The sequence below is a fragment of the Methylocystis parvus genome, assembly GCF_049675845.1.
In the GTDB taxonomy this organism is placed as follows: Bacteria; Pseudomonadota; Alphaproteobacteria; order Rhizobiales; family Beijerinckiaceae; genus Methylocystis; species Methylocystis parvus_A.
In genome coordinates, this window is the sequence record NZ_CP187161.1 from 2,385,014 (window position 1) to 2,403,306 (window position 18,293).

General features: G+C 62.7%; 14 protein-coding genes. 10 read left to right on the top strand and 4 right to left on the bottom strand.

The window, feature by feature from the left end:
• Window positions 1-144 precede the first annotated feature (144 nt).
• The 10 genes from ACPFMJ_RS12385 to ACPFMJ_RS12430 all read left to right on the top strand — a co-directional run bounded on the left by ACPFMJ_RS12385 (window position 145) and on the right by ACPFMJ_RS12430 (window position 13,903).
• Complete coding sequence (locus tag ACPFMJ_RS12385; protein ID WP_424360324.1) at window positions 145-1,278, top strand: alpha-amylase; 1,134 nt, start codon at window positions 145-147, stop codon at window positions 1,276-1,278.
• A 332-nt stretch (window positions 1,279-1,610) separates the two neighbouring features.
• Window positions 1,611-2,183, top strand: a complete 573-nt coding sequence (locus ACPFMJ_RS12390; RefSeq protein WP_424360325.1) for an ANTAR domain-containing response regulator — start codon at window positions 1,611-1,613, stop codon at window positions 2,181-2,183.
• On the top strand, window positions 2,180-3,328 hold the full coding sequence (locus ACPFMJ_RS12395; protein WP_424360326.1) for a CmpA/NrtA family ABC transporter substrate-binding protein: 1,149 nt from the start codon (window positions 2,180-2,182) through the stop codon (window positions 3,326-3,328). The genes ACPFMJ_RS12390 and ACPFMJ_RS12395 overlap by 4 nt, the downstream gene beginning before the upstream one ends.
• 307 nt (window positions 3,329-3,635) lie before the next feature.
• Window positions 3,636-4,937: a CmpA/NrtA family ABC transporter substrate-binding protein gene (locus ACPFMJ_RS12400; protein WP_424360327.1), complete on the top strand. Its 1,302-nt coding sequence runs from the start codon at window positions 3,636-3,638 to the stop codon at window positions 4,935-4,937.
• Window positions 4,938-4,951: 14 nt separating this feature from the next.
• Window positions 4,952-5,842 carry a nitrate ABC transporter permease gene (gene ntrB / locus ACPFMJ_RS12405; RefSeq protein ID WP_424360328.1) on the top strand — a complete coding sequence of 297 codons (891 nt, stop codon included), beginning with the start codon at window positions 4,952-4,954 and terminating at the stop codon, window positions 5,840-5,842.
• A 12-nt stretch (window positions 5,843-5,854) separates the two neighbouring features.
• The gene (locus tag ACPFMJ_RS12410) at window positions 5,855-6,649 is read left to right on the top strand and encodes an ABC transporter ATP-binding protein (RefSeq protein WP_424360329.1); all 795 of its coding nucleotides are present in this window, start codon (window positions 5,855-5,857) and stop codon (window positions 6,647-6,649) included.
• A 10-nt stretch (window positions 6,650-6,659) separates the two neighbouring features.
• Window positions 6,660-7,874: an NAD(P)/FAD-dependent oxidoreductase gene (locus ACPFMJ_RS12415; RefSeq protein WP_424363854.1), complete on the top strand. Its 1,215-nt coding sequence runs from the start codon at window positions 6,660-6,662 to the stop codon at window positions 7,872-7,874.
• 1 nt (window position 7,875) lies between these two features.
• Window positions 7,876-9,627, top strand: a complete 1,752-nt coding sequence (locus ACPFMJ_RS12420) for a NirA family protein (RefSeq protein ID WP_424360330.1) — start codon at window positions 7,876-7,878, stop codon at window positions 9,625-9,627.
• Window positions 9,624-11,213 (top strand): sulfite reductase subunit alpha, encoded by a 1,590-nt coding sequence (locus ACPFMJ_RS12425; RefSeq protein ID WP_424360331.1) that lies wholly within the window; start codon window positions 9,624-9,626, stop codon window positions 11,211-11,213. Before ACPFMJ_RS12420 ends, ACPFMJ_RS12425 begins: the two co-directional genes overlap by 4 nt.
• Window positions 11,214-11,242: 29 nt before the next feature.
• Entirely contained in the window at window positions 11,243-13,903 is a 2,661-nt protein-coding gene (locus ACPFMJ_RS12430; RefSeq protein ID WP_424363855.1) for a molybdopterin-dependent oxidoreductase, read from the top strand.
• A 144-nt stretch (window positions 13,904-14,047) separates the two neighbouring features.
• On the opposite strand, the gene ACPFMJ_RS12435 is transcribed toward ACPFMJ_RS12430, so the two are convergent.
• Genes ACPFMJ_RS12435 through ctaD form a run of 4 tightly spaced genes read right to left on the bottom strand, consistent with a single transcriptional unit; the run spans window position 14,048 to window position 18,292 of the window.
• Window positions 14,048-15,310, bottom strand: coding sequence for a cytochrome c oxidase assembly protein (locus tag ACPFMJ_RS12435; RefSeq protein WP_424360332.1), 1,263 nt, complete (start codon window positions 15,308-15,310; stop codon window positions 14,048-14,050).
• Window positions 15,298-15,750 carry a hypothetical protein gene (locus tag ACPFMJ_RS12440; protein WP_424360333.1) on the bottom strand — a complete coding sequence of 151 codons (453 nt, stop codon included), beginning with the start codon at window positions 15,748-15,750 and terminating at the stop codon, window positions 15,298-15,300. The genes ACPFMJ_RS12435 and ACPFMJ_RS12440 overlap by 13 nt, the downstream gene beginning before the upstream one ends.
• A gap of 3 nt (window positions 15,751-15,753) precedes the next feature.
• A complete protein-coding gene (locus ACPFMJ_RS12445) occupies window positions 15,754-16,350 on the bottom strand; it encodes a cytochrome c oxidase subunit 3 (protein WP_424360334.1) in 597 nt (198 codons plus the stop codon).
• Window positions 16,343-18,292 (bottom strand): cytochrome c oxidase subunit I, encoded by a 1,950-nt coding sequence (gene ctaD / locus ACPFMJ_RS12450; RefSeq protein WP_424360335.1) that lies wholly within the window; start codon window positions 18,290-18,292, stop codon window positions 16,343-16,345. Before ctaD ends, ACPFMJ_RS12445 begins: the two co-directional genes overlap by 8 nt.
• Window position 18,293: the final 1 nt, after the last annotated feature.

The window sequence follows — 18,293 nt, forward strand, 5'->3', positions numbered from 1 at the left end:
GACCCAAAGGCGGGTCACAATCAGCAACGCCGCTGTTCCGAAAGCGCAGACGCCATCAGGCGCTCGCTTCTCGGGCAGCGGCTTTTTTTGTGCTGGACGCCTTTGCGGAACGCGAAAGGCGCCCGACGAACCGGCAGGCTGACGATGAAGAAGGGACGCCAATTTTTCCATGTGCGCAATCGCGCGCAAATCCATATTGCAGGCGCAGCGCTTTCCCTTGTGGCGCTCGGCGCGCAAGCGGCGGAAATCGCCAGAAAACCCGCCTCTCCCGAGCCTGCGGCCCCGGCCGCCCCTCCAGCGCCGCCCCCAGGGCCGCTTGGCGTCTTCGGCGTCGACATGCCGCCCGCCGGCAAACTCGTCGTCTCCCTCACGCCGACCCTTGGCAATCTCTCCGGCGTCAAGATGGGAACGCGAACCGTTTCGAACGAATATGTCGTCTCGACCGTTCCCTTCTTTCTCAACCCAACGCAACCCGTCCGTATCGTTCCGCAGAACATTGCCTATCGAACGCAGATACTCGGACTCTGTTACGGCGTGACGAAGGATTTCAACATCGTGCTGAATGCCGGCATGGTCGAGAAAAGTCTGGAAGCGCTCGTCTTCAAAGGGACGAGAGGCATCGCGCCGCTCGCCAGAAACTACCCGGCAACCGCGAGCATTTCCGATTTCGCCTTGTCGGGCGTCTATCGGATTTATCAGGACGGGATCAACCGTTTTCAAATGTCGCTCGGCGTGTCGTTCCCGACGGGCAGCAACACCGCGACCTTCAACGACTTCATCCTGCCAAATGGAACCGCGCAGAACATTCGCGGCTTCTACGGCATGCAACTTGGAACCGGCACGTTCGACATCATGCCCGGCATTGTTTACGCAGGTTACCTGGGACAATGGTCGTGGGGCGCCTCCTATCGCGGCCGCTTCCCGCTCGGGCCCAACCGCCAAGGCTATCTCTGGGGCGACCTGCACGAATTCAATGGATGGGGCGGCTATACGTGGATACCGGGTCTCACCACGACCTTCCGTGCGAGCGCCTCGCTTCAAGGACCGATTCGCGGGCGGGATCCGGCGATCAACGGCGCCGCCATGCCGGCCAATCCGCTCTTTTATGGCGGCCAGAGAATCGAGCTCTTCGGCGGCGGCTCGATCAGCGGCAAGTTCATCGGCTATGACAATTGGACGCTCCTTGTCGAAGCCGGCCTGCCAGTCTACCAGAATCTGAACGGTCCGCAGATTATGAAGAACTGGCAGGCGAGCATGTCGCTCAAAGTGAAGATCTAGGCTGTCCGCTTCTTGGGCCAAGCCATTCCGCCAATCGAAACCAGGGACGTTCGCCGATGTCGATCGGGAGCGCACGGCGCCGCTATGACGCAACGCTTTGTCGCGACCGGTCGACAAATCCGGAGCGCCCATGGCTTATCGCAAGCATCGGCGCCGCTTGGCGCTGTCTGGAGACGCCGTGCGTTCTCATTTCAATTACGGTCGGCGCCATCGCCGTCGTCAAAATCGTTGACGCACTGCTGGATGCCCTTCACAATTAAGCGCTTGGCGGAGAAAGCGGTTTCGCCGAGGCGCACGATCACAGAGCCGCTTTCGCTCCCTTTCCCTACCCCGTGAAAATTATCATCGTCGACGAAAGCCCCATCCGCGCCGCGATTCTCGAAGAAGGGTTGCGCGACGCCGGCTTTACGGAAGTCGAACGCATCGCCGAACGGCACAATTTGCTGAAACGCGTTTACGCGATCGACCCCGACGTCATTCTCATCGATCTCGAAAATCCCTCGCGCGACGAACTGGAGCAGATGTTCCAGGTGAGCCGCGCCGTGCGCAGGCCCGTTGCGATGTTTGTCGATCAGGCCGACGCCGCCTCCATCCAGGCCTCGGTGGACGCCGGCGTCTCCGCCTATATCGTCGACGGACTGAAGAGGGAGCGGATCAAATCCATTCTCGACCTCTGCATCTCACGCTTCAATGCCTTCGCCAAGCTGCAAAGCGAATTGGAACGCGCGCGCTCGGATCTCGAAGAACGCAAGACGATCGACCGGGCGAAAGGCATCCTGATGAAGGCCAAGAAGCTCTCCGAGGACGAAGCCTATCGGCTGATGCGCGGGGTCGCGATGCGCGAAAGCAAGAAGATCGCTGAAATTGCGCAGTCCATCATCACGGCCTCGGAGCTTTTGAAATGAGCGCAAGCCGCCAGATCAAGATCGGCTTCATTCCGCTCGCCGACGCCGCCAGCCTCTTCGTCGCGGTCGACAAGGGCTTCGCCGCGGCCGAGGAGCTCGAGATCGAACTCGTGCGCGAGGTTTCCTGGTCCAATATTCGCGACCGGCTTGCTATCGGACATTACGACGCCGCGCATCTCCTGGCGCCCATGGCCATCGCCTCGACCCTGGGCCTCAGCCATGTGCGGGCGCCCTTGGTCGCCGCGATGAACCTCGCCATGAACGGCAACGCCATCACCGTTTCGCCGGGCCTCCACTCAAGCCTCCTCGCTGCGGCCGAAGGAGACCTCAACGACCCCTTGGTCAGCGCGCGCGCGCTGAAGGCCGTGGTTTCCTCGCGGGAAAAGCGCAACGCCGACCCCCTAACATTCGGCATGACCTTCCCGTTCTCCACGCACAATTATCAGCTGCGTTACTGGATGGCGGAAGGCGGCGTCGATCCCGACCGGGATCTTCGCCTTGTCGTTTTGCCGCCGCCTTACATGGTCGAGAATCTCGCCAAGGGCCATGTCGACGGATTTTGCGTCGGCGCGCCCTGGAACGCGGTGGCGGAAGGCATGGGCGTCGGCGTCATCTTGCATCCGGGTCCGGCGATTTTTCATCCGGCTCCCGAAAAGGCATTGGCTGTCCGCCGACAATTTGCAGAGAGCGAACCTGCGCGCGTCGAGGCCCTGATCCGCGCCTGCCTGAAAGGGGCCGACTATATTCGCGCGCCTGACAATCGCGACGAAATCGCCGCGCTTCTCGCGCGGCCCGATCGCGTCGGCGCAGATATCGAGTCCTTGCGACGCACGCTGGCGGGACGACGGCTCGGCCAAGCCGAGGAAAACCCTGATTGTCTCATCTTCGGCGACAGCGTATCCGGACGTCCCGACGCCTATCAGGCCGCCTGGCTCTATGCGCAGATGCGACGCTGGGGGCAAGCCAATCGATCCGCGGAAGGGCTTCGCGTCGCGCAGAGCGTTTTCACTCCCGACTACTTTGACGCCGCCGCAATCGCCAACGCCCACGAAGCGCCGTCCATCATCGCGTTTTCGGGAGCCTCATTCGATGCGCGTGACATCGACGCCCATCTGAGCTCTTTTGCAATCCGAGCTGCTCCGTGACGCCATTTTTCAAGCGCGCGGCTCAAAGAGTTGGCGCCTTGCCGCCTAATCGCGCGGCGCCCCGCGGGCGCCACGCGAACGCGCCGGGCGCCTGCAAATCCCGGTTTTCCATGGCTTTCGCCGCATTACGGCGCTCTGGCGCCCGGCTTGCAGGGATGTAAACCGAACGCGCCTTCTCCCGGCGCTCAGGTCCGACGCAGGACCATGCAGCAACGCCGCTGTTCCGAACATCCGCTCGCGGATTGTTTCGGACAGCGGCTTTTTTTTGTCTCCGGCCCAGCCCGCGAGATCGACAAAGAGGAACGCAATGTCGAACAGGTCCGGCACATCCAACCCCGCACCCATGTGTCTCGATCGGCGAAGTCTGTTGAAGGGCGCGGCCGCCTTCGCCGCCACCCTGCCGCGCGGCGTCTTCGCGGAAGGCGCGGGACCTGAAACGACAAAGGCGATCCTCGGCTATATCGCGCTCACCGACTCCGCGCCGTTGATCATCGCAAAGGAGAAAGGCCTCTTCGCCAAATACGGCATGCCCGACGTCGAGGTTGTGAAACAGGCCTCCTGGGGCGCATTGCGCGACAACGCCGTGCTCGGCGGCGCGAATAACGGCATTGACGGCGCGCATATTCTCACGCCGATGCCCTATCTCATCTCGACCGGCAAGGTGACTCAGAACAATGCATCGACGCCGATGTATATCCTCGCCCGCCTCAATCTCGATTGCCAGGGCATTTCCGTCTCCAACGAATACAAGGATCTGAAGGCTGGCGTGAAAGCCGACGCATTGAAGGCTGCCTTTGCAAAGAAAAAGGCGGACGGCAAGGATGTGAAGGTCGCCGTCACCTTCCCTGGCGGCACGCATGATCTCTGGATGCGCTACTGGCTCGCAGCCGCCGGCATCGATCCGGACAAGGATGTCTCGACGATCGTTGTTCCCCCGCCGCAAATGGTCGCGAATATGAAGGTGGGCAACATGGACGCCTTCTGCGTCGGCGAGCCGTGGAATGAGCAGCTCGCCAATCAGGGTATTGGCTATACGGCCTGTACGACAGGCGAGCTCTGGTTCAAGCATCCGGAAAAGTCTCTCGGCATGCGCGCCGAATGGGTGGACAAGAATCCTAATGCCGCGAAGGCGCTCGTCGCCGCCGTAATCGAAGCCCAGCAATGGTGCGACAAGGCGGAAAACAAGACAGAGCTCGCCGAGATCGTCGGGCGTCGGCAATGGTTCAACACGCCAGCCACAGACATTATCGGCCGCCTCAAGGGAGACATCAATTACGGCAATGGCCGCGCCGCCAAGGGCACGAAATTCGGCATGAAATTCTGGCGCGACAACGCGGCCTATCCTTTCAAGAGCCATGACGCCTGGTTCGTCACCGAAGACATGCGCTGGAACAAGCTCGACGCCAAGACAGACATCAAGGGCCTCGTCGACAAGGTGAATCGCGAGGATCTCTGGCGCGAGGCGGCGAAAATCGCGGGCGTATCGGCCAAGGAAATTCCTGCCTCGACCTCGCGCGGCAAGGAGACGTTTTTCGACGGCAAAGTCTTCGATCCGGAGAAGCCGCTCGACTATCTCAAGAGCCAGTCCATCAAGCGCGCCGAAGTCTAAGGGAACGACAAGACATGACCATGCCGCTCGCCAACAATGAACGCTCGGCCGCCTTCTATGACGAGGAAATCGAGGAGGCCTATCGTCGCCGTCGCACCCCGATGCTCATCAAATACAAGGCGCATATACAGGCATTCTTCGCGGCCGTGATCCCCCCGCTCGTCACCCTGGCGCTGATGCTGCTTATCTGGCAGCTCCTCTGCATCGGCCCGACATCGGCGCTGCCCTCGCCGCTGCGCATATGGAGCGAGGCGAACGAGTTGCTCATGCATCCGTTCTACGAAGCGGGCTCGCAAGATATGGGTCTAGGCTGGCGCGTCCTCACTTCTCTGAAGCGCGTCGGCGTCGGCTTCGGCCTTGCGAGCGTCGCTGGCGTCCTGCTTGGCGCCTTTGTCGGTCAGTCGCAATGGGCGACGCGCGGACTCGATCCGATTTTCCAGGTGCTGCGCACCGTTCCGCCGCTGGCCTGGCTGCCAATTTCGCTCGCGGCTTTCCGCGACAGCCAGCCCTCAGCAATCTTTGTGATCTTCATCACCTCGATCTGGCCGATCATCATCAACACGGCTGTCGGCATCCGCAACATCCCGCAGGACTATCGCAACGTCGCGGCCGTTCTGCAGCTCAACTCCATAGAGTTCTTCTGGAAAATAATGATCCCCTCCGCCGCGCCTTACATCTTCACCGGTCTTCGCATCGGCGTCGGTCTTTCATGGCTCGCCATCGTTGCGGCGGAGATGCTCACCGGCGGCGTCGGCATCGGTTTCTTCATTTGGGACGCCTGGAACTCCTCGCGCCTTCCCGACATCTTCGTGGCGCTGATTTACATCGGCCTTACGGGCTTCATCCTCGACCGCATTGTCGCCTTCATCGGAAATCTGGCGACGCGCGGCGCACAGGCGAACTGAGGGAGGAGAAGAATGAGCAGCTATCTCAGCATCGAAAACGTCGACAAGGTCTTCGCGCGCGGCGCCAATACGACCAAGGTGCTCGACAATGTCTCCCTGAAGGTCGAGAAGGGACAGTTCGTCTCCATTATCGGCCATTCGGGCTGCGGGAAGTCCACGCTCCTCAACATCGTCGCGGGCCTCACCAACGCCACCAGCGGCGGTGTGCTGCTTGAAGACAAAGAGGTGAACGCGCCTGGCCCCGACCGCGCCGTCGTCTTCCAGAACCATTCCCTGCTGCCGTGGCTTTCGGCTTACGACAATGTCCGTCTTGCTGTGGACAAGGTTTTCGGCAAAACGGCGACGCGCGCCAAGCGGCACGAATGGACGATGCACAATCTTGAGCTCGTTCAGATGACGCATGCAAAGGACAGGCGCCCCGGGGAAATTTCCGGCGGCATGAAGCAACGCATCGGCATCGCGCGCGCCCTGGCCATGCAGCCCAAGGTCCTTCTGCTCGACGAGCCCTTCGGCGCGCTCGACGCGCTGACGCGCGCGCATCTTCAGGATCAGGTCATGAAGCTGCAGGAGCGCCTCGGCAATACGGTGATGATGATCACCCATGACGTCGACGAGGCCGTGCTGCTCTCCGACCGCATCGTCATGATGACGAACGGGCCGCAGGCGACGATCGGCGAGGTTCTCGACGTGCCGCTGAAGCGCCCACGCGACCGTATCGGGCTGGCGACCGATCCGACTTACCTCGAATGCCGCCAGCGTGTGCTTCAATTCCTCTACGAGCGTCATCGCTATGTCGAGGCGGCCTGAGATGACGTCGATGGAAAAGGAAACCATCGTCATTGTCGGCGCCGGCATGGCGGCGACTCGCTTCGTGGAGGAGGTCCTTGCGCTGGCGCCGGGTCGATATGCAATCCATGTTATCGGCGCAGAGCCGCATCTCGCCTACAATCGCGTGCTCCTTTCCTCCGTGCTGACGGGCGATATCGGGGTCGACGACATCGTCCTCAAGCCGCGTGAATGGTGGCGCAAGAATAGTGTCGAAGCGACGACCGGAAGGAAAGTGACGCAACTCGACACGGCTGCGCACATCGTCCTGCTGGATGACGGCTCGCGCGTCGCCTATTCCAAGCTCGTCCTTGCGACTGGGTCGCACGCTATCCGCCTCCCGATCGACGGCGCGGATCTTCCGGGGGTTCACACCTTTCGCGACATGCAGGATGTCGCGGCGTTGTCGCGCCTCGGCGCCAGCGGCGCAAAGGTTCTCGTCATCGGCGGCGGTCTGCTCGGCCTCGAGGCGGCCTATGGCCTCGTAAAGCGCGGCGCGCGGGTGACGCTCGCCCATGTCATGGACAGGTTGATGGAGCGCCAACTCGATCAGGCGGGGGCGGCGATCCTGCGTCGCCTCGTCGAGGAAAAGGGACAGCGCGTAATGCTGCAGGCCAACGCCATAAGCATCCGCGGCGACGAATGCGTCGAAGGCGTCGTGTTCGAGGATGGTCGATCGATCGAGGCCGACGCCGTCGTCTTTGCGGTCGGCGTGCGGCCCAATATCGAACTGGCGAGAGCGGCGGGCCTTTCGGTCAATCGCGGCGTCACGGTGGATAACGGCCTCGCGACCAGCGACCCGGATATTTTCGCGATCGGCGAATGCGCCGAACATCGCGGCCAATGCTACGGGCTCGTCGAGCCAGCCTATGAACAGGCGCGCGTCCTCGCAGCGCGGTTCGCAGGCAAGGAAGAGACGTATCGCGGCAGCATCGTCGCGACCAATCTGAAGGTCTCCGGCGTGCGTGTTTTCTCCGCCGGAGATTTCATGGCGCAAGGGGCGGATTCAGAGATCGTCTGCAAGGATGCGCGCCTCGGCGTCTATCGTAAGCTCATGATCGACGGGGACCGGCTCAAAGGCGCCATTCTCGTCGGCGACGCCAGCGGCGCGAGCGCATATCTCGACCTTATCCGCACCGGCGGCAGCATCGCGGAAATCCGCGACGAACTTTTGTTCGAGGCGCCGCAATCGAGAAGGGCGGCCTGACATGTCGGTAGATTTCACGCTCGATCAGAAGCGCTACCTCGAAGGCTTCACCGCCGGATTTTCCGTTCGCAGCCGAGCGCCGGCCGCTCCATCGCAAAAGCCGATGGGACCCGACGCCGCGCATTTCGAAGCGCAAGACCGCCTCGTGGCCCGGGGAGGAAAGCTGACCGATCAGGAAAAATGGAAGCGTGAGGAGCATCCCTTCGACGCCTATGGGCGTCTTGTCAGACAGGCGAAGGAGAACGCTCCGCCAAAACCCGCGGACAATTTTCGCTGGCGCTATTACGGGCTCTTCTATGTCGCGCCCACGCAGTCGTCCTACATGCTGCGCCTGCGCATTCCGAATGGCATAGTGACTCACTGGCAATTCGTCGGCCTCGCCGATCTCGCTGAACATCTGGGCGGCGGGTATCTGCATGTAACGACCCGCGCCAACATCCAGATCCGAGAAATCGAGCCCCGGAACGCCGTCGACGTCGTTGAAGCGGTTCAGGATCTCGGTCTTTGGAGCAGGGGATCCGGCGCCGACAATGTCCGCAACATCACTGGCACGCCCACGGCGGGCGTCGATCCGCAGGAGCTGATCGACACGCGCCCGTACGCCCGCGCGATGCACCACCACATCCTCAATGATCGCTCCCTCTACGGCCTGCCGCGCAAGTTCAATATCGCCTTCGATGGAGCGGGACTCATCGGCGCGTTGGAGGATACCAACGACGTCGGATTTCAGGCTGTCGACATTCCCGACGGCCATGGGATCGAGCCCGGCGTGTATTTCCGCCTCGCGCTTGGCGGCATTACCGGCCACAAGGATTTCGCGCGCGACGCCGGCGTGCTCGTGCATCCCGACGAGGCTGTCGAGGTCGCCGACAAAATCCTGCGCGTCTTCATCGAGAATGGCGATCGCGCCAACCGCGCCAGAGCGCGGCTGAAATATGTGCTCGACGCCTGGGGCTTCGAGAAATTTATGGCGGCGGTGGAGGAAAAGCTGGGCCGCGCCCTCCTTCGCGCGCCCAAGGGCGCCGTGGCGCCCCGGCCGCGCCAGGATCGACAGGCGCATATCGGCGCGCACAGGCAGAAGCAGGCCGGACTCAACTGGATCGGCGTCTCTCTACCGCTCGGCCGCTTGACGCCCACGCAGACGCGCGGCCTCGCCGAAATTGCGCGCGCTCTGGGCGATGGCGGCCTGCGTCTCACCGTATGGCAGAACCTGCTCATTACCGGCGTGAAGGACAGTGACATCGCCCGCGCGATCGAGGCGATCGAGGCTCTGGGATTGGCGACGCAGGTTTCGCCGGTCCGCGCCGGCCTGGTTGCCTGCACGGGAAGCTTCGGCTGCCGCTTCGCCGCCGCCGACACGAAGAGCGACGCCGCGAAGATCGCCGATCACTGCGAGACGCACGCGCCGATGGATACGCCGATCAATATCCACTTGACCGGCTGCCATCATTCCTGCGCGCAGCATTACATCGGCGATGTGGGCCTTATCGGCGCGCGCGTCCCGATCAATGACGAAGGCGACGCCGTCGCTGGATATCACATTCTCGTCGGGGGCGGTTTCGCGGAAGAAGCCGGAATCGCGCGTGTGATTTTTCAAAATGTGAAAGCCGAGTACACGCCGAGAGTCGTTGCGAGCCTTCTGCGCGCCTATCGCGACGCCCGTCTGAACGAGCTTGAAACTTTTGTATCCTTTGCGCGGCGGCTTGACCTAGAAACGCTTCGTGGGCTTGCGGAAGCGGAGTTTGCAGAATGAATCACATAACCCCGCCCGAAAGCCTCATTCCCGAAAACGCGCCCTTCTCTCCCGAACAAAGGGCCTGGCTGAATGGCTTCTTCGCCGGCTTCGCTGCGCCCGACGATGCGCTCGTCACGCCGCTCTCGCCGCAGGCCAACGCCGCCGTTCTGGAAAGCGCCACGAACGATGATGGCGAAGCGCCCTGGCATGATCAGACGCTCGCCATCGACGACCGCATGAAACTTGCGGAGAGCCGCCCCCTGCGCCGGCGCATGATGGCCGCCATGGCGCAGCAGGATTGCGGACAATGCGGCTATGATTGCGAGAGCTACGCCGACGCGCTCGCCGCCCGGAAGGAATCAAGGCTCAATCTCTGTGCGCCCGGCGGCAAGGACACGGCGCGAATGTTGAAAGCGCTCGCCGCCGAGCTTGACGAGCCGCCCGCTACGTCCAAACCGCGCGTGAAGGAACCGGCTGCAACGCCATCGTCTCCGGGGCGTTCGCGCGACAATCCCGCGCCCGTCTTGTTTCTCTCACGCCGTCGCCTAAACAAAGAAGGCTCGGCGAAGGAGACCTGGCACGTCGAGTTTGATCTCTCCGAAAGCGGGCTCGATTACAAGGCGGGCGACAGCTTCGGCGTCTTTGCGAAGAATGATCTCGGTCTCGTCGACCAGATCATCGCCATGCTCGGCGCCTCCCATCTCACGCCCGTGCGCGGCAAGACCCTACGCGAGGTCTTGCGATGCGACGTCTCGCTCTCGCCTGCGCCCGACGCCCTTTTCGAACTCGTCTCCTTTATGACCGGCGGCGCGCAGCGGGAAAAGGCGCGCCTCCTTGCGCAGGGGCAAGATCCCGATGGCGACGGGGCAACGCTGGACGCGCTTGCCGTGCTCCAGAAGTTTCCCAATGCGCGCCCCCACCCGGAGGCTTTCGTCGAAGCGCTCGAACCGTTGCAGCCGCGCCTCTACTCCATTTCGTCGTCCCCCAAGACGGCGCAGGGGCGACTTTCGCTCACCGTCGACGCCGTTCGATATGTCGTCGGCAAGCGCAAACGTCTCGGCGTCGCCTCGACCTTCCTTGCCGAGCGCATCGCGCCCGGCGAGAAATTGAAGAGTTACGTGCAGCCAGCGCACGGCTTCAGCCTGCCCGACGATCCGACGACGCCAATCATCATGGTGGGGCCGGGCACGGGCGTCGCGCCGTTCCGCGCTTTTCTCCAGGAGCGCGCCGCGACGGCCGCCACGGGGAAGAACTGGCTTTTCTTCGGCCACCAGCGCGCGGCCTGCGACTTCTTCTATGCCGACGAATTCGAAGCGATGAAGGCGGCCGGACTCCTCACGCGGCTGTCGCTCGCCTGGTCGCGCGACGGCGAAGAGAAATTCTACGTGCAGGACCGCATGCGGCAGGCAGGCCGCGAATTATGGGCCTGGCTTGCCGAAGGCGCGCATTTCTATGTCTGCGGCGACGCGCAGCGGATGGCCAGAGATGTCGAGCGCGCGCTTGTTGATATCGTCGCAGAATGCGGCGCGCGCAGCGTCGAGGAAGCGATCGCCTTCGTCGCCGCGTTGAAGAAATCCGGACGGTATCAGCAGGACGTTTATTGATGCTCGACGAAGCAACACTGACGCCGACAATGAGTGGCGCGCCAGAGACGATCCGGGCGGCGCCATTAGCGACGCGAACGACCTGTCCCTATTGCGGCGTCGGCTGCGGCGTGCTCGCCGCGCGAGATGGCGACGGTGCGCATGTTTCGGGCGACCCCGCGCATCCGTCCAATTTCGGCCGACTGTGCTCAAAGGGCTCGGCGCTGGGCGAGACGGTTGGCCTCGACGGCAGGCTGCTTTACCCGATGCGGCGCGCCAACCATGGCTTCTCGCGCGTTTCGTGGGACGCCGCGCTCGAGGAAGCGGCGCGGGGCTTCTCGAACATCATCGAACGCCACGGCCCCGACGCAGTCGCGCTTTATCTTTCGGGGCAATTGCTTACCGAAGATTATTACGTCGCCAACAAGCTGATGAAGGGCTTCATCGGCTCGGCCAATGTCGATACCAATTCGCGACTCTGCATGGCCTCGTCGGTTGCGGGACACAAGCGCGCCTTTGGCGCCGATACGGTTCCCGGCTGCTATGAAGATCTTGACGAAGCCGATCTCATCGTTCTCGTCGGTTCGAACGCCGCCTGGTGTCATCCAATTCTCTTCCAGCGCATCCTGCGCAACAAGGAGGAGCGCGGCGCTCGCATCATCGTCGTGGACACGCGTCGTACGGCGACGGCGGAGAGCGCCGATCTCTTTCTTCAGCTTTCGCCGGGCTGCGATCAAGCTCTGTTCTCCGGTCTGCTCGCTCATCTCGCGCGGACCGGCGCGCTTCGGCGTGATTTCATCGACGAACACACCGAAGGCTTCGAGACCGCGCTCGCAAGCGCTATCCGCCTCACGCCGGCGGCGACCGAGACCGCTGCGCTGACCGGGATCGACGAGAGCGCCATCGCACGCTTCTTCGACATGTTCGCGCGCACGGAGCGGACGGTCACGCTTTTTTCGCAGGGCGTGAACCAGTCCGCGCAGGGGTCGGACAAGGTCAACGCCATCCTCAATTGTCATCTGGCGACAGGACGCATCGGAAAAGCCGGCGCAGGGCCTTTTTCCCTGACCGGCCAGCCAAACGCCATGGGCGGGCGCGAAGTCGGCGGCCTCGCAAACAGCCTCGCGGCTCATATGGGTTTCGAGCCCGAAAACGTCGATCGGCTGCGCCGCTTCTGGAACGCGCCGCGCATGGCGACGCGCGAAGGCCTGAAGGCGGTCGATATGTTCGACGCGATCGCAAAGGGGAAAATAAAGGCGCTCTGGATTGTCGGCACAAATCCGGCGGCCTCCTTGCCCGACGCGAACGCGGCGCGCGCGGCGATGGAGAAGCTGGAGCTCCTCATCGTTTCGGACAATGTGCTTTCGAACGACACGATCAATAGCGGCGCGCATATCCTCTTGCCCGCGCGGGCCTGGGGGGAGAAGAACGGCACGGTCACGAATTCCGAGCGCCGCATGTCACGCCAGCGCGCCTTTCTACCTCCCCCAGGCGAAGCGCGGGCTGACTGGCGGATCTTCGCTGATTTCGCAAGAAACATGGGCTTTCGCGGATTCCATTTCCGATCCGTCTCCGAAGTCTTCCGTGAACATGCGGCGCTTTCCGCCTTCGAGAACGACGGCGCGCGCGATTTCGATATCGGCGGATTGGCGGGGCTGAGCGACGAAGCCTATGATGCAATGGAGCCCACGCAATGGCCTTTCCCCGCCGGGGCGGCAAAGGGAGCCTCGCGCCTTTTTGGCGACGGCCGCTTCTTTCGCAAGAATGGGCGCGCCGCCTTCGTCACGCCCGCAACGCCTGCCCTCGCAACGCAGCTTTCACAAGCCTATCCGCTGCGGCTCAATACGGGGCGCATTCGCGATCAATGGCACACAATGACCCGCACCGGCGCAAGCCCGCGTCTCGCGCGTCATTTGTCCGAACCTTTCATAGAGATCAATCCGCGAGACGCGGCGGCCTGCGGCCTCGCGGACAATGGCTTCGCGCGCGTCTCCACCGCGTATGGCGCTTGCGTCCTTCGGGTCATTACAACCGACCGTCAGCCCGAGGGCCATATCTTCGCGCCCATTCACTGGACGGATGAAACGGCGACGCAGGCGCGCATCGGCTCCCTCACCGCGCCCTTCGCCGATCCGCTCTCTGGCCAGCCCGAAATGAAGGCGACGCCCGCCGCCGTTGAGCCTCACGACTTCGCCAGCGAGGGATTCCTTCTGGTCAGGCGAGCTATTTCCTTGCCGAAAGATTTTTGGTGGACGCGCATCCCTGTCAATGGCGGCTTCGCCTATCGCCTGGCGAGCGACGTTCCTGCGCAGGACTGGCCTTCCTTGCTTATCCCCCGGACGGCGCCCGACCTCGTCGAGTTCTCGGATCCAGCCCGACGCCTGTTCCGCGCCGCCGTCTTTGTCGAGGACAGGGCTGATTTTGTTCTTCACGCGGGCGGTGGGACGCCCTCCTGGGACGCGGCCATTGAATTATTCGCGCTCGACCGTGTCGAAGGGCGCCAGAGACTCGCGCTCCTTTCCCCGCGCGCCGCGGGCAAATCGGAAGGACCGACGGTCTGCGCCTGCTTCGGCGTCGGAGCCGCGCGCATCGAAACCGCGATCAAGGAGGGATGCCGGTCGGCGAAGGAGATCGGCGCCAAGCTCAGGGCGGGGACGAATTGCGGATCCTGTCTGCCCGAAATCGCGCGCATGTTATCGGCGGGTCGCTGACCGCTCTCCACACTATATGACGCCCGTAAGCGCGAAAGCGCTCATGCAAACGGGCGACCATGACGCTCGACGACATTTTCGGGACAAAGGACTGATGCTGGAGCCGAACGGCAAGGTCTCGATCCTGAAAAAGAGCTGAGCCTGTCACCTCAGCGTGTAGAGATAAGCGGCGATGTGGCGGCTTTGCTCTTCGCTTATCCCCATATTCGGCATCACATTGCCGGGCGCGATCTTCTGGGGATCGCGCAGCCATGCCTCGAGATTCGCCGGCGTGTTTCTCAAGAGGCCGGCGATGTAGGCGCGCCGCCCGATATTGTCGAGCGGCGGACCGACGAGCCCCGCCGCGCCGTTGACGCCGGGAATGGAATGACAGGCGCCGCAGCCAATCGCGGCGATATATTGCGCGCCTTTTTGCGGGTCGCCGCCCGGGACTTGCGCGGCGGTCGCTTGTCGCCCGCGCCATGGCGCGGCGTCATCACAGCCGGCGAGCGTAACGGACGCCGCTATGCAGGCGACGAGCGCCGTAGCGGCGGAGCGCTTGCGCGCGTTTCGCTCCGCCTCCCGCATCCAGAGCGCCAGCAGAACCAGCACAGCGACAATATAGGCGAGACCGCCGGGAATCCACATGACGAGACCGGCGAGCTGCTGGTCTTCGAGCGGCGTCAGGCCATAACGCAGCGTCGTTGCGGCGTGTTGGGCGTAAAGCGGCCTTGGGGCGATCGCAATCAATGCGCCGGGCAATCCGCTGACCAGCGCAGCCGAAGCGACGAAGAGCGCGCGGCCCCCATATCCAAGCGTCCCTCGCCGCGACGGCGCGAAGGCGACCGACCAGAAGCCGTAGGCGCTTACGAAGAAGGACATGTGCTCAAGCGCATGCGCGGCCTCGGATCGCAGCGCCCACATATAAAGACCGGGCAAATGCCAGATGCTGAAGAAGCCGATAAACCAGATCCACACCGCGAGCGGCGTCGTGAGCGCCCGCCAAAGGGCGCGTAGCGGGCCGAGGCGCACATGCAGAAGCCGGGCGACGGGCAAGAGCGCCCATGTCGCAGCGACCGACGCTCTCCCCGCAACGAATAGAGGCGCGCAGATCAGCATTAATGCGAGGTGCTGGGCCATATGAGCGGAAAACAGCGCCTCGCCGAGAAGGCTCACGGGCGAAGCTGTGACGATGAACGTCGTCAGCAAGCCGGCGACGAAAGCGCCCGCCTCGCGCCGTCCCACGATGCGGCCGAAGGCGCCGCGGACGCAGATCCTGCGCAGGCCTACGGCATAGAGCATGGCTACGAGAAGCAACGCGCCGATCGCATAACCATGAACGCCGCCATGCGCCTGACCTGGCGCATCCGCAAATACGAGTCGCGGGACCGCGCAGAATGCGACGGAAAGGAGCGTCAGCTTCCGCATCCCGGAGCCCCAATCACGGCGATCAAACCGAAGAGGATTTGCAGGATAAACCAGACGCCGGACCACACGCCCCATATTGCAAAAAAACGCGTTCGGCCCTGGCCGGCTTCGAGAAGGCGTGCGTGATCTCCCTCCGCCTCCTCGCGCGTTCGTCGCCACAGGAAGAAAGCCGCGACGGTTCCCGCTATCGCGACGGCGAGGGCGGCGAGATTGATGGCGAGCAGGCCGGAATGCAGCCAGATCCAGCCTTGCGCGAGCGTTTCCCTCGGCGTCTCTCTGGGGAAGCAAGCATGGCTTGCGAGGCCGTAATTCAGCAGCAGCTGAGCCAACCATGCGAGCGGGCCGGCAAGAAGCGCGCCGAAAACAGCGGCGTCCGAGACGAGATGCTTGTGAGGAGACGGCGGCTCGACCCCATATGCGTTCATGAGCTCTTTCGCCATTTTTTATCCTATGCGCGGCGTGATGTAGAAGGTGAAGAAGATCGCCAACCAGACGAGATCGACGAAATGCCAGTAGATCGCGGCGATCGACAAAGCCGCGTGGCGGCGGGCGTCGAAGTAGCCGAGCAACGACCACGCAAGAACCGCCGCGAGCATCAGCACGCCGGCCGCCACATGAGCCATATGAAATCCCGTGGTGACGAAGAAACTTGACCCATAGGAAGACGAGGCGAGCGTGAAGGCCTTTTCGCGCCACTCGAACGCCTGGATGATCATGAAGATTACGCCGAGAACGACGCCGATCGCGAGACCAAGCGATTGCTGGCTGCGCCTGCCTTGCTCTGCGCCTTTCTCTCCCCACCAGACGAAAACGCTGCTGAAAAGCAGGATCGCCGTGTTCGGAAGGGAGAGCGTGACGTTCGGCGTCTCCGGGATCCACCCGCGTCCATAATGAACGACAAAGTAGTAATAGGCGAAAAGCAGGTAGGCGAAGAGCGACGCCTCCGTCATGATCAGGGTGATCATGCCCCACCAGCCGAAGCTCTTGTGACCGACGCTGCCGACCGGCAGGCTTCTCTCCCGAAAGGCGGCGTCAGACATTGCGGGTCTCCGCTGTCTGACCGAGTTCGCCACGCGGCCAAAGCCATATGAGGATCGCAACAAGAAGCGCCGCAAAGAAAATGACCGCGATTATCCACGCGTGGAAGAGCGCGCTCGCCGCAAGCAGGGTCGCCGCGAGCGCGGTCAGAAGCGGCGCAAGCGTATCTTCTGGCATTTTCTGGATGGCGTCGGGCTCCGCATCGAGCGCCGTGGTCGACAGCATTTCCTTTCCGTCGTCGAGCCTCAAGCCGCGATCAATCACGGATTCGCCGGCGCCTTCCCGAAGGGCCGCCTCCCAAAGCGGATGACGGCTGGCGACGGCGGGGATGACGTCGAAATCGTAGATTGGCGGCGGCGACGGGATCGACCATTCGAGCGTCGGCCCGCCCCAGGGGTCAGGACCCGCGATCACGCCGCGACGCCGGCTCACATAGATGTTAATGAGCAGCAGCAGCACGCCCAGCGCGAGAATGAAAGCGCCGGTAGTCGTTACGAGATTGACGCGGCTCCAGCCGAGCCCCTCGGGATAGGTGTAGATTCGTCTTGGCATGCCGGCGAGTCCAGTCCAATGCATCGGCAGGAAGGCGATGTTGAAGCCGAGGAAGACGAGCCAGAAATTCCACCGGCCAAGCCGCTCGTCGAGGAGCCGTCCGGTCATCTTCGGGAACCAGACGTAAAGCCCGCCCATGACGGCGAGGACGTTGATGCCGATCAGCACATAGTGGATATGCGCGACGACGAAATAAGTGTCGGTGAGCTGCTGGTCGCTCGGCGCGGCCGCCGTCATCACGCCGGAAACGCCGCCGATGACGAAGGTCACGATGAAGCCCGTGAAGAAGAGAAAAGCGGTTGAAATCACCGGCCGGCCCGTCCAGATCGTCGCGATCCAGGCGAAGACGGCGACCGCGCTCGGCACGGTGATGACGAAGGAGGCCGCGCTGAAAAAGGAAAGCGCGAGAAACGGGATCCCCGTCGCGAACATATGATGGAGCCAGACGCCGAAGCCCATCACCATCGTCGCGACAGTCGCGAGCACCACGACCGTGTAGCCGACGAGCGGCCTGCGGCAGAAGATCGGCAGGGCGTCGGAGACGATGCCCATCGCCGGCAGCACGACGACATAGACCCAGGGATGCGCGAAGAGCCAGAAGAGATGCTGCCACAGAAGCGGCTGCCCGCCACCAGCCTGATCGAAGAAATGCGTGTCGAACTGCCGATCCATCCACAAAAGGAAGAAGGCGAGGCTGACGGCGGGAATGGAAAACAGAATGCCGAAGGACGTCGTCACCGTGCCCCAGGCGAGAATCGGCACGCGATTGATCGACATGCCGGGCGCGCGCGTTCGCAGAAACGTGACCACGAAATTGGCGGCGCCCGCCGTGGACGAAACGCCGAAGAGGATCATGCCCAGCGCGTAGATGTCCATATTCGGGCCGGGATTGTAATGCTTCAGCGCATAAGGAACGTAGTTGAACCAGCCGTCATTGGGACCATAGCCGACGACGAATCCAGCATAAATGAAGATGCCGGAAAAGAGGTAGATCCAATAGGAGAAGGCGTTGAGACGCGGGAACGCCATGTCGCGCGTGCCGAGCAGCAAGGGAAAGAGAAAGACGCTGAAGCCGGACAGGACAGGCTGCGCATAAAGGAAGATCATCGTCAGACCATGCATCGAGAAAAGCTGGTCATATTGTTCCGGGGTCAACAGGTTTCGGTTGGGTCCGGCGAGCTGAAGTCGCATGACGAGCGCTTCGATTCCGCCGAGCAGCAGAAAGAGAAAAGCGGTTGCGATGTAGCGCTTGCCATATTCCTTGTGATCGACCGTCGAAAGCCATCCACGAAGGCCCGGCTCTCCTTCCCATAAGCGCGAAAGCCTCTCGTCCGCCTCCGGCGTCCCGCGCTCCAGTTGGAGAGGTCGGTCGTAGTCAGCCGCATCAGCCATC

Bases quoted from the DNA above. Each gene is read 5' to 3' on its own strand.
- ACPFMJ_RS12385 (WP_424360324.1), top strand. From the start codon at position 145: ATGAAGAAGGGACGCCAATTTTTCCATGTGCGCAATCGCGCGCAAATC.
- ACPFMJ_RS12395 (WP_424360326.1), top strand. From the start codon at position 2,180: ATGAGCGCAAGCCGCCAGATCAAGATCGGCTTCATTCCGCTCGCCGAC.
- ACPFMJ_RS12400 (WP_424360327.1), top strand. From the start codon at position 3,636: ATGTCGAACAGGTCCGGCACATCCAACCCCGCACCCATGTGTCTCGAT.
- ntrB (WP_424360328.1), top strand. From the start codon at position 4,952: ATGACCATGCCGCTCGCCAACAATGAACGCTCGGCCGCCTTCTATGAC.
- ACPFMJ_RS12410 (WP_424360329.1), top strand. From the start codon at position 5,855: ATGAGCAGCTATCTCAGCATCGAAAACGTCGACAAGGTCTTCGCGCGC.
- ACPFMJ_RS12415 (WP_424363854.1), top strand. From the start codon at position 6,660: ATGGAAAAGGAAACCATCGTCATTGTCGGCGCCGGCATGGCGGCGACT.
- ACPFMJ_RS12420 (WP_424360330.1), top strand. From the start codon at position 7,876: ATGTCGGTAGATTTCACGCTCGATCAGAAGCGCTACCTCGAAGGCTTC.
- ACPFMJ_RS12425 (WP_424360331.1), top strand. From the start codon at position 9,624: ATGAATCACATAACCCCGCCCGAAAGCCTCATTCCCGAAAACGCGCCC.
- ACPFMJ_RS12430 (WP_424363855.1), top strand. From the start codon at position 11,243: ATGAGTGGCGCGCCAGAGACGATCCGGGCGGCGCCATTAGCGACGCGA.
- ACPFMJ_RS12435 (WP_424360332.1), bottom strand. From the start codon at position 15,310: ATGCGGAAGCTGACGCTCCTTTCCGTCGCATTCTGCGCGGTCCCGCGA.
- ACPFMJ_RS12440 (WP_424360333.1), bottom strand. From the start codon at position 15,750: ATGGCGAAAGAGCTCATGAACGCATATGGGGTCGAGCCGCCGTCTCCT.
- ACPFMJ_RS12445 (WP_424360334.1), bottom strand. From the start codon at position 16,350: ATGTCTGACGCCGCCTTTCGGGAGAGAAGCCTGCCGGTCGGCAGCGTC.
- ctaD (WP_424360335.1), bottom strand. From the start codon at position 18,292: ATGGCTGATGCGGCTGACTACGACCGACCTCTCCAACTGGAGCGCGGG.